The sequence below is a fragment of the Streptomyces sp. B3I8 genome (genome assembly GCF_030816915.1).
Classification (GTDB): domain Bacteria; phylum Actinomycetota; class Actinomycetes; order Streptomycetales; family Streptomycetaceae; genus Streptomyces.
Genome location: NZ_JAUSYN010000002.1, coordinates 6,041,291 through 6,051,479, shown reverse-complemented (window position 1 = coordinate 6,051,479; position 10,189 = coordinate 6,041,291). Strand labels below are relative to the sequence as shown.

11 protein-coding genes are annotated in these 10,189 nt (G+C 73.8%); 4 read left to right on the top strand and 7 right to left on the bottom strand.

Annotated features, from left to right (window positions below; genetic code table 11):
• Positions 1 to 109: 109 nt before the first annotated feature.
• The 5 genes from QFZ64_RS29010 to QFZ64_RS28990 all read right to left on the bottom strand — a co-directional run bounded on the left by QFZ64_RS29010 (position 110) and on the right by QFZ64_RS28990 (position 5,896).
• Positions 110 to 727: a GPP34 family phosphoprotein gene (locus QFZ64_RS29010; RefSeq protein WP_307070436.1), complete on the bottom strand. Its 618-nt coding sequence runs from the start codon at positions 725 to 727 to the stop codon at positions 110 to 112.
• 23 nt (positions 728 to 750) lie between these two features.
• Positions 751 to 1,260: an O-acetyl-ADP-ribose deacetylase gene (locus QFZ64_RS29005; RefSeq protein ID WP_307070435.1), complete on the bottom strand. Its 510-nt coding sequence runs from the start codon at positions 1,258 to 1,260 to the stop codon at positions 751 to 753.
• A gap of 70 nt (positions 1,261 to 1,330) precedes the next feature.
• Positions 1,331 to 2,740, bottom strand: coding sequence for an NAD(P)/FAD-dependent oxidoreductase (locus QFZ64_RS29000; RefSeq protein ID WP_307070434.1), 1,410 nt, complete (start codon positions 2,738 to 2,740; stop codon positions 1,331 to 1,333).
• A gap of 96 nt (positions 2,741 to 2,836) precedes the next feature.
• Positions 2,837 to 3,700 carry an inositol monophosphatase family protein gene (locus QFZ64_RS28995; RefSeq protein WP_307070433.1) on the bottom strand — a complete coding sequence of 288 codons (864 nt, stop codon included), beginning with the start codon at positions 3,698 to 3,700 and terminating at the stop codon, positions 2,837 to 2,839.
• Positions 3,701 to 4,042: 342 nt separating this feature from the next.
• Complete coding sequence (locus QFZ64_RS28990; protein ID WP_307070432.1) at positions 4,043 to 5,896, bottom strand: gamma-glutamyltransferase family protein; 1,854 nt, start codon at positions 5,894 to 5,896, stop codon at positions 4,043 to 4,045.
• Between the two features lie 190 nt (positions 5,897 to 6,086).
• On the opposite strand from QFZ64_RS28990, the gene QFZ64_RS28985 reads away from it, so the two are divergent.
• Both QFZ64_RS28985 and QFZ64_RS28980 read left to right on the top strand, forming a co-directional pair.
• Complete coding sequence (locus tag QFZ64_RS28985) at positions 6,087 to 6,281, top strand: DUF2795 domain-containing protein (RefSeq protein ID WP_307070431.1); 195 nt, start codon at positions 6,087 to 6,089, stop codon at positions 6,279 to 6,281.
• Positions 6,282 to 6,319: 38 nt separating this feature from the next.
• On the top strand, positions 6,320 to 6,556 hold the full coding sequence (locus QFZ64_RS28980) for a DUF6480 family protein (protein ID WP_307070430.1): 237 nt from the start codon (positions 6,320 to 6,322) through the stop codon (positions 6,554 to 6,556).
• A gap of 31 nt (positions 6,557 to 6,587) precedes the next feature.
• Here the strand turns inward: QFZ64_RS28980 and QFZ64_RS28975 are convergent, their stop codons facing one another.
• Positions 6,588 to 7,244, bottom strand: coding sequence for a DUF4232 domain-containing protein (locus QFZ64_RS28975; protein WP_307070429.1), 657 nt, complete (start codon positions 7,242 to 7,244; stop codon positions 6,588 to 6,590).
• Positions 7,245 to 7,477: 233 nt separating this feature from the next.
• On the opposite strand from QFZ64_RS28975, the gene QFZ64_RS28970 reads away from it, so the two are divergent.
• The gene (locus tag QFZ64_RS28970) at positions 7,478 to 8,170 is read left to right on the top strand and encodes a hypothetical protein (RefSeq protein WP_307070428.1); all 693 of its coding nucleotides are present in this window, start codon (positions 7,478 to 7,480) and stop codon (positions 8,168 to 8,170) included.
• Here QFZ64_RS28970 and QFZ64_RS28965 read toward each other — a convergent pair.
• A complete protein-coding gene (locus tag QFZ64_RS28965; protein WP_307070427.1) occupies positions 8,127 to 9,095 on the bottom strand; it encodes a LysR family transcriptional regulator in 969 nt (322 codons plus the stop codon). The two genes, QFZ64_RS28970 and QFZ64_RS28965, sit on opposite strands and share 44 nt — an antisense overlap.
• A 147-nt stretch (positions 9,096 to 9,242) precedes the next feature.
• Here QFZ64_RS28965 and QFZ64_RS28960 point away from each other — a divergent pair, with 147 nt between their 5' ends.
• On the top strand, positions 9,243 to 10,175 hold the full coding sequence (locus QFZ64_RS28960; RefSeq protein WP_307070426.1) for an NAD(P)-dependent oxidoreductase: 933 nt from the start codon (positions 9,243 to 9,245) through the stop codon (positions 10,173 to 10,175).
• The last annotated feature ends 14 nt before the right edge of the window (positions 10,176 to 10,189 follow it).

Here is a 10,189-nt window from a genome sequence, read left to right as displayed (position 1 = left end):
TCGGACTCTGTTCGTTCCCGTCCGTATCCGAGCCCGGGCGTTACCGCGAGCCCCCGGGCGCGCCCGCGAGCTCCTGAGCGCCCCCCGGCTTTCTTGAATGCCCTCGCGGTCAGCCCCGCCAGATGTTGTCGAACGCCGCCTTCTCGATGCTGCGCCGCTGCCGCACGGCCTCCAGCTCCGCCACCGCGTGGTGAACGGCGGCCAGGACGGTGACGAGCGACTCGTCGGCGAGACTGCCGAAGTCCTCGGCCAGTTCGTCGTGGATGCCGAGGGCGGCGGCGAGCCCGGCGAGGACGGGGTCGCCGGCCCGCCAGCGGACGGCGGCGCGGCTCCGGGCGGGTGAGTCCACCAGGGCGGTGCGGCCGGTGCGCAGCGGGATCCACGCGTGCCGCTGCCGGACCAGCAGGCCGTCCGCCTCCAGTCCCGAGTGGTACGCGGCGGCCAGCCCGTTGCCCCGGCGCCACAGCCAGTCCTCGACCGACTCGTGGGGCGGCTCACGCCGCAGGGACGCCCCCGCCTCGCGCAGCAGCCTGTCGTCCGGTTCCGTCGCGTCCTCGGGGGCCGCCGCGCCGGGGACCACGCGGTCGGCGTCCACGGTGAGGGTTCCGGCGCGCAGCAGGTCGATCAGCTCGGCGCCGGCGAGGGCGAGCGAGAGGTCGCCCTGCCCGACCGGGTGAGCGGACGGGACGTCCAGGCTGACGATCAGCAGGTCCCGGGGTGTGGTCATGAGGGCTTCCCGTTCCGTGCGGTTCAGCTGAGCCGGGCGGCGAACGCGTCGTACGTCTGTTCGTCCAGGAGGACGAACCGGACCTCCTCGGCCTCCGTCCGCACGGACCGTACCGTCTCCACGGCGATCCGGGCGGCGTCCTCGACCGGCCAGCCGTAGATGCCGGCGGAGACGGCGGGGAACGCGACGGTGCGGGCGCCGAGTTCGTCGGCGACGCGCAACGACTCGCGGTAGCAGGAGGCGAGCAGCGCGGAGCGGTCCTCGTCGGCGCTGTACCGGGGGCCGACGGTGTGGATCACCCAACGGGCGTCCAGCTCACCGGCGGTGGTGGCGACCGCCTGTCCGGTACTCAGACCCCGGCCGTAGTGCCCGGCACGCAGTGCGCGGCACTCGGCGAGGATCGCGGGGCCGCCCCGGCGGTGGACGGCGCCGTCGACGCCGCCGCCGCCGAGGAGCGAGGAGTTGGCGGCGTTGACGAGGGCGTCGGCGGTCTGCCGCGTGAGGTCGCCGCGGACCACGGTGAGGGTCGTCATCGGTGGTGCGGCCTCCTCATGAGGGCGGGTGCGGGATGCACGGCGCGTGGGGCTGGGGTACGAGGGGTGCTCAGGTGCGGCGCAGGTGCCGCCAGACCGCCTTCGCCGCGTTGTGCCCGGACATACCGTGCACACCGGGGCCCGGTGGGGTCGCCGAGGAGCACAGGAAGACGGCCGGGTGCGGGGTGGCGTACGGGAAGAGGGAGAGCTTGGGCCGCAGCAGGAGCTGCAGCCCGGCGACGGAGCCGGTGGCGATGTCGCCGCCCACGTAGTTGGCGTTGCGCACGGCCAGTTCGGGCGGTCCGGCGGTGGCGCGGGCGAGTACCCGGTCGCGGAAGCCGGGGGCGAACCGCTCCAACTGGCGTTCGATCGCATCGGTGAGGTCGCCGGTCCAGCCGTGGGGCACATGGCCGTACGCCCAGAACACCTGCTTGCCCTCGGGGGCCCGGGTGGGGTCGACGACGCCGGGCTGCACGGTGATCAGGAAGGGCGCGTCGGGCGCGCGGCCCGCGCGGGCGGCGGCGTGCAGTGCGGTACCGATGTCCGCGCTGGTGGGGCCGATCTGTACGGTGCCGGCGGTGCGGGCCTCCTTCGCGGTCCACGGCACCGGGCCGTCCAGCGCGTAGTCGATCTTGAAGACGCCGGGGCCGTAGCGGTAGTTCTCGTATGTCCGGCCGAGGTCCGCGATGCGGGCCAGCGCGGTGGGCGAGGTGTCGAAGACGTAGGCGCGAGCCGGCGGCAGGTCGTCGAGCCGCTTGACCTCGTAGTCGGTGTGCAGGGTGCCGCCGAGCTCGGTGAGGTACCCGGCGAGCGCGTCGGAGATGGCCTGGGAGCCACCGCGGGCCACGGGCCAGCCGCGGGCGTGCGCCGCGAGCGCGAAGACGAGGCCGACGGCGGAGGTGGCGAAGCCGCCGAGGGGTGCCATGACATGGGCGACGAGCCCGGCGAACAGGCCCTTGGCCCGCTCGTCGCGGAAGCGGCGCATCAGCCAGGTGGACGGGGGCAGCCCGACCAGGCCGAACCGGGCGAGGGTGACCGGGTCCCGGGGCAGCGCGGTGGCCGGGAGCGACATGAAGTCCTTCGCCAGCGTGTCCCACTTGTGGAGGAACGGGGCGACGAGCCTGCGGTACGTGCCCGCGTCGCGCGGCCCGAAGGAGGCGGCCGTCTCGGCGACGCTCCGGGCGAGCACGGCGGCCGTGCCGTCCGGGAACGGGTGCGCCATCGGCAGTTCCGGCTGGAGCCACTGAAGGCCGTGCCGCTGAAGGGGCAGCGCGCGGAACGCGGGCGAGTTGATGCCGAGCGGGTGGGCGGCGGAACAGGGGTCGTGCCGGAAGCCGGGGAGGGTGAGCTCCTCGGTGCGCGCGCCCCCGCCGACGGTCTCCTTGGCCTCGAACACGGCCACCGAGAAACCCCGGCGGGCCAGCTCCACGGCAGCCGTCAGTCCGTTCGGCCCCGCTCCCACCACGACCGCATCGAGCATTGACGGCACCTTCGGACTCCTTCGCCGGCCGACGGCCAATGAGGCATCAGGATATGCCGCGCCTTCGGCGGCGCCGGGGCGCGGGTGGGAGGGCGGTCACTCCGCCCGGCCGCCGCGCAGCAGCTCCACCACCCGGTGGGCGGTGGCTCCGTCGCGCGCGGTGGTGAACGGCAGGGTGTTGCCGCCGGTGATGCGGAACGGGACGCCGTCGCTCGTCAGGTGCGTGCCGCCCGCCTCCTCGACCAGGAGCAGTCCCGCCGCGTGGTCCCAGGCGGCCTCCCAGGTGAACGCCGTGGCGTCCAGCTCGCCGCGGGCCACCGCCAGGTACTCCAGGCCCGCCGAGCCGCAGGGGCGCGGGCGGACGCCCGGCGTGCGCAGGGCGAGCAGCGCCTGCTTCTGTGCGTCGGTGGTGTAGTCGGGGTGCGAGGTGGCCACCTCCAGGCTGTGGTCCGGGCGCGGGGAGCCGGACCGCAGGGGGCTGCCGTCGAGGAACGCGCCCCGGCCGCGTATCGCGGTGGCGAACTGCTCGCGGGCGGGGGCGTACGTCCAGGAGGCGAGCAGGTCGCCGCCGCGGGCCAGGGCGACGAGGGTGCAGAAGCCGGTGTCGCCGTGGACGAACTGGCGGGTGCCGTCGACCGGGTCGACTATCCACACCGGGGCCTCGCCGCGTATCGCCTCGTACACGCGTGGGTCGGCGTGGACGGCCTCCTCGCCCACCACGGTCGAGCCGGGGAGGAGCCGGGCCAGTTCTTCGGTGAGGTGGGCCTCGGCGTTGAGGTCGGCGTCGGTGACGAGGTCGTGCGGGCCGGTCTTCTCGTCGACCTCGTGGGCTTCCAGGCGGCGGAAGCGCGGCATGATCTCGGTGGCGGCGGCTGTGCGGATCGCCGCCGCCACGTCGTCGGCGTGGCGGGTGAGGAACTCGTCGATGGTTCCGAGGGTGGTGTCCGTGCTCTCGATCATTGCTCCATGAGAGCACGGGGCACTGACATTCCCGTCCTGCGCGGTGCACTCCGGGCGGAATCGGGGTGAATTTCGGGAGTGGGTGGCCGGGGTCTTCCTCTCGCCCCCGCCGCCCCTGCCCTTCCCGTCCTTTCAAGGGCCTCCGTTCCTTCAAAGGGGCTCTGCCCCTTCGACCCCGGTGGGGCGCTTCGGAGCTCAGGGTGGGTGGGGGCGTGGGCGGGCGCGGGTGGGTGGGGGCTTCTCGCGCAGTTCCCCGCGCCCCTCATGGGCGCGGGGAGTGCGCGCGCCCGCGGTGGAGCCGCGCGAAAGGCACAGCCCCGCGCCCCTGCGGCGGAGCCGCGTTCAGCGGCCGGCTGCGTAGCCCTGCATGCCGCGTGGGTTCGCCGCTGCCGAGAGGACGGTGGTTTCGGGGTCTCGGGCGACGGCGCTCAGCCGGCCTTCGGACCACGGCTCGCCCACCAGCACGTCGTGTCCGCGTCGTCGTAGTTCCGCGATGATCGCCGAATCCGTGCGCGATTCCACGGTGACGGAGCCCGGTCGCATCCCACGCGGGAAGAAGGAGCCGGGGAAGCTGTCGTTGTGCCAGTTGGGGGCGTCTGTCGCACCCTGCAGGTCGAGGCCTCCGCGGACCCGGTCGCGCAGCGCCACGGCGAGGAAGAAGTGGGTCCCCCACTGGTCCTGCTGATCGCCGCCGGGCGTACCGAACGCCAGCACCGGCACGCCCTCGCGCAGCGCGAGCGACGGGCTGAGGGTGGTGCGCGGGCGGCGGCCCGGCGTGAGGGAGTTGGGCAACCCCTCGTCGAGCCAGGTCATCTGCAGCCGGGTGCCCAGCGGGAAGCCCAGTTCGGGCACGACAGGGTTGGACTGCAGCCAGCCGCCGCTGGGCGTCGCCGAGATCATGTTGCCCCAGCGGTCGACGACGTCGAGGTGGCAGGTGTCGCCGCGGGTCGAACCGTCGCCCGACACCCGGGGCTCACCGGCGTCACCAGGCCCCGCGGGCTCCCCCGGCACCGGGGACAGCGGGCTCTTGGCGACGGTCGGTTCGCCCACCCCCAGCGCCTCGTAGCCGGACGCGGCGGGAGCGAGCCCGAGGGCGTACCGGCTGAGGCGGGGCGTGCGTCCGCCGGGCCCGCCCGGCCGCAGCTCGTACGAGGCCGTCTCCCCGATCAGGGCCCGCCGCTCCGCGTTGTACGGGGCGGACAGCAGCTCGTCCAGGGGGACGTCGGCGGCGTCGCCGTACCAGGCCTCGCGGTCGGCCATGACGAGCTTGCAGCCCTCGACGAGGAGGTGGACGTAGTCCGCGGAGGCGTACGGGGGCAGCTCCGGCGGGAGCAGGGCGAGCTGCTGGAGCAGTACCGGACCCTGGCTCCAGGGTCCGGGTTTGCACAGGGTCCAGCCGTTCCAGTCGTACGTCGCGGGCCGCTCCCACGTGGCGGACCAGCCGGCGAGGTCGGCCGCGGTGAGCGTCCCGGTGTGGCGGGCGCCGCTGGTGTCCAGGGTGGGCCGGGCGGCCTGCCGGACCAGCGCCCCGGCGACGAACCCGGTGCGCCACACCTCGCGCGCCGCGTCGATCTCCGCCTCCCGGCCGCCCGCCCCGGCGACCTCGGTGAGCAGCCGTTTCCAGGTGGCGGCGAGGGCGGGATTGCGGAAGAGGCGGCCGGGGCGGGGCGGCTCGCCGTCGGGCAGGTACACCGCGGCCGAACTCGTCCACTCCGTCTCGAAAAGCTCGCGTACGGTCGCCACCGTCCCGCCGACCCGCTCCACCGGCGCGTGCCCGTGTTCGGCGTACCCGATGGCGTACTTGAGGACGTCGGCGAGCGGTTTGGTGCCGTGGTCGCGCAGGAGCAGCATCCAGGCGTCGAAGGCGCCGGGGACGGCTGCGGCCAGCGGTCCGGTACCGGGGACGAGGTCCAGGCCGAGGGAGCGGTAGTGGGCGATCGTGGCGCCGGCGGGGGCGACGCCCTGGCCGCACAGCACCCGCACCGGGCCGCCGGCCGGGGCGACGAGCGCCGGGAGTTCCCCCGCGGGCCCGTTGAGGTGCGGTTCGACGACGTGCAGGACGAAACCGGCGGCGACGGCCGCGTCGAAGGCGTTGCCGCCGTCCTCCAGCACGGCCATGGCGCACCCGGAGGCGAGCCAGTGCGTGGAGGCCACCATGCCGAAGGTGCCTTGGAGAGTGGGTCGGGTCGTGAACATGCGCTCTGAACACCTCACTGTTTCCGTGGGCCACTGCATGGCCCGCGTGTCGAGGGGTACTGCGTAACCTCCCACCCACCACCCACCACCCACCACCCACCACCGAGTACCGAGCCTCCCGCCGGACGGGAGCCCCCACCGTGACGAGCGGCAGGGCAGCTGGGCAGCAGCAGGAAGGGGTGAGCCACGGATGGCGAAGCCGAACCCGGTCGATCTGCGGCGGGCCCTCGCGTCGGCCGACTGTCCGGCCACCGGCGAGGACCTGGCACGGCTCGCCCGCGGCCACGGGGCCGACAGCGCGCTCGTCGACGCCCTCACGGCACACGGCAAGGACGAATTCGACGGCCCGAACAAGGTCAGCCGCGCCGTTCTCGGTTCGGGCTGATCCTCATGTCCGGGTCCGACCGACGACAGGGGTCTCTCATGTCCACGCACTACGGCAACTCCTCCTCCGAGCCGCGGCCCACCACCCGGGTGGAGCCCGCCGGCCTGGTTCCGCCGGGCGAGACCCCGCCGGCCGAGGACGGCATCTCGGGAACCCTGCCCCGTGACATCGGGTACAACCGGTCGCGCGGCTGGGCCAAGGCGCCACTGACGCTCATTCTGCTGCTGGTGCTGCTGTTCGCCGCGGGGTTCATCGGCTACGCGGTCGGGATCTGAACACCCGCCGCCCGGAGCCCGGCGCTCCCGGTCAGCCGGCCTTCTTCCAGGCCGTGGTGCCGAGCCGTCCGGTGTTGCCCAGGTCCAGGCCGCCGTCCACGGTCAGTACCGTCGTGGGACCGCCCTCGACGGGGGTGATACGCAGGAACGGGGCGTTCACGGCGGTCGTGGTGGGATCGGTGACGGTGTTGCGCCACACCAGCGAGGTGGTGGCGCTCTCGCCGCGGGCCAGGGACACCGGGTGCGGGCCGGGGTCGTCCAGGGTGGTGATCTTCCCCGGACCCTTCAGCACCTGGACGTCGAGGGGTTCGCGGTCCTCGTCGAGCACGGTGAGGACGGGGTATCCGCCGAGCTGGTAGATCTCCTTGCCGCAGTTGGTGAGCCGTACCGTCATCGCGCGCAGACCCATGGCCGCGTCGACCGGCCCGGGCTCGGCGCGTACTCCGGAGGCGGGGCAGGAGGTCGTACCGGGCGCGGCGGGGCGGGTCGGTTCCCCCGGGAGTGCGCCGGTCCGGACCGGGGCGGGGACGGTCATGGAAGGCACCGCCGGGGTCGTCGCCGGGGTCGTGTCCGGGCGACGGCCGGGGTCGCTCTCCCGGTCCAGTTCGTCCGACAGCCCGCAGCCGGCGGCGAGCAGGGACACGGCGAGGAGGCCGGCGGCGCTGCGCAGGCGGCGGTGAGCGGTCACGGCGTGATCATGCCACGCGGCCGGAACCAGCGGGCTGACGGCCCGTCACGGTGACGGCGCGGACAAGTGAGCGTGCGGCCACGGCGACCGCGCGGACAAGTGACCCGTGCGGCCACAGTGACCGCGCGGGCACGCAGCGAGTTCGGCCTTTCCCCGCACAGGGAGTCGTGTGAGACTGTGCGTCCCGTCCGCAGTGCGGACCTCTTCCGCACCCTCCCCCACGAGAAGTGCCCGTGCGCCCACTTCCCTTGTCCCTCGCGCTCACCGCGCGGCTGCTGCCGGTCGCCGTGCTCGCCTCGGCGGGCTGGGCCCTGTCCTCCGGCCCCCTCGCCTCCGCGTCCGACTCGGACTCCGGCCACTCCGCGGCCGACCGGTCGCCGAACTCCGGGGACACCGCCGGGAAGAAGGGCGGCGGCGACGCCTCCTCGTCCGCCTCACCGGCGGCCAAGGCGTACGACGCGGCGCCCGCGCCCTGCGGCAGCGTCTCCGTGAAGACGCTCAAGTCCCTTGTGCCGGGCGCCAAGACGGCCGGCAAGGAGATCCCGTCCACCGACGAGGGCGTGCGCCGCACCTGCTCCTGGAACGCGCTCAAGGGCTTCGACTACCGCTGGCTCGACGTCTCCTTCGAGATCGCGGACTCCGTGTCGGCGGCGCAGAAGGCGTACGGGCAGCGCACGGCCGAGAAGAGCGGTGGCGGTGCGGTGCCCGGCCTCGGCGACGCGGGGTACTCCGTCGTCAACCTCACCACCGACAAGAAGCAGCAGACCCGCGAGGGCGTGGTGCTGGCCCGGGTGTCCAACGCGCTGGTGGTCGTGACGTACAACGGCAGCGACTTCGAGTCGAAGAAGGCGCCGGGCACGGACGAGATCAACAAGGGCGCGATCAAGGCGGCGAAGGAAGCGGTCGGGGCGCTCGGCAAGGGCTGACGGCCACCGGCTCGCTTCCGCCCCGTGCGAGCTGGGCCCGTACCTCGCGCGGCAGGCTCATGCCGTGACCGCGCAGGTCGCCGATGAACCGCGCGACGAGCGGATCCGCCTCCGCGGACGTCACCGCCACCAGTTGCCTGACCCAGCGCGGGGAGAACGGTCGCACCGCCCCCGGGAAGCCATGGCCGATCGCGCTCACGGGGCACACGGCGACTCCCAGACCGGCGGCCGCGAGCTGCGGTGCCGTCGCGGTCACCGATGTCCTCATCACCGTCTCGGGGTGGACTCCCGCGTGGGCGAAGGACTGGTCGAGCCAGGCACCGAGGCCGTTGTCCGGCGCGAAGTGTATGAGCGGCGCGCCCTCGAGGTCCTCGAGGCGTACGGCCGACCGTCCGGCCAGCGGATGGTCGGCGGGTGCCGCCCACACGATCTCCTCCTCCGCGACGGGGGTGATCGTGAAGCGGCCGGCCGAGGGAGCCGTCAGCACCGCCACGTCGGCCTCGTCGGAGTCGACGAGGCCGAGTGCCTCGTCCATAGAGGTGGACTCGCGCAGCGTGATCGCGACCTCCGGGTGCCGGCGGTGCCACTGCCGGACGACGGCGGCGAGCAGCGGCACCGTGAGGCTCTGCGCGCAGACCAGGCGCAGCACGCCTCCGGCCGCCCGGCCTGCCGCGCGTGCCGACCGCACGGCTGACTCGGCCGCTTCGATCGCCCGCCTGGCATCCGCGACGGCGGCGCGCCCCGCGGAGGTGAGTTTGACCCCCCGTGGCTCGCGGCGGAGCAGGACCGTTCGGGTCTCGCGTTCCAGCGAGGCGAGTTGATGGGAGACCGCGGGCTGCGAGGAATGCAGCAGCACCGCGGCCTGCGTGATCGACCCGCAGTCCGCGACGGCGACGAGGCACTCCAGTGCCCGCAGGGAAGCCATCCATAAATATTATCGCAGACCCTCCAGGTATGAATGCTGCTGAGGGAAGTCTTCCGGACGCCCGGTTGCTCTCACCCACGAGACCTTCTCGCCCACAGCGGGCGACAGGGCTCGGCAGAGCGAATGAGCAGAGTTAGGGAGAGACCCATGGCACAGGTATTCGTCACCGGCGGTTCCGGCTTCATCGGCCGGGCATTGGTGCGCCGGCTCCTCGGCGAGGGGCACTCGGTGCGCGCTCTGGTGCGCAGTGAGGCCTCGGCCGCGAAGATCTCCGCGCTGGGCGCGGAGCCCGTGCGGGGCGAGTTGACCGACCCGCTCACCTGGCAGGACCGTGTGACGGGCAGCGACGTGGTGTTCCACCTCGCCGCCGAGACCGACATCACCGCCGATCGCGAACGCCAGGAGCTGGTGACGGTGCGCGGCACCGAGGCAGCCGTCGAGGCCGCGCGCCACGCGCGGGTCCCGCGTTTCGTCCTCTGCGGCAGCGAGGCCGCGCTCCTGGCCGGTAGCCCGCTCGTGGACGTCGACGAGAGCGCGCCGCTGCGGCCCGACTCGGAAGCCGCCTACAGCGCCACGAAGGCCGCGGCCGAGAAGATCGTGCTCGACGCGAACGCCCCTGGCTTCGCCACGGTGTCGATCCGCCCGCGGTTCGTCTGGGGCCCCCACAGTTCCCTCGTCGAGGGCCTGGCCGCGGCCGCGAAGGCGGGACAGCTCGCCTGGATCGACGGAGGACGGCACACGACCGACGTCACGTTCGTCGACAACGCCGTCGAGGGGCTCGTACTCGGGTGGCGGCACGGCCGGCCCGGTCAGGCGTACTTCGTCACCGACCGGCACCGCGTCATCCTGCGCGAGTTCCTGGAGGCCCAGTTCGCGCTCTACGGCGTCGACGTCCCGATCCCCGACATGGACGCCGGGACCGCCGCCGGCGCGGTGCCCGTTCCCGCGCGCTGGTTCCTCGGGCAGGAGTGCACCCTGCGGACGGACAAGGCCGTGGCCGAACTCGGTTACCGTCCGGTCGTCGAACACGCCGCCGGCCTGGAGGCCGTCCGGGACTCGGTGGCCGCCGACGGTGCCTGACAGGCCGTACGCGG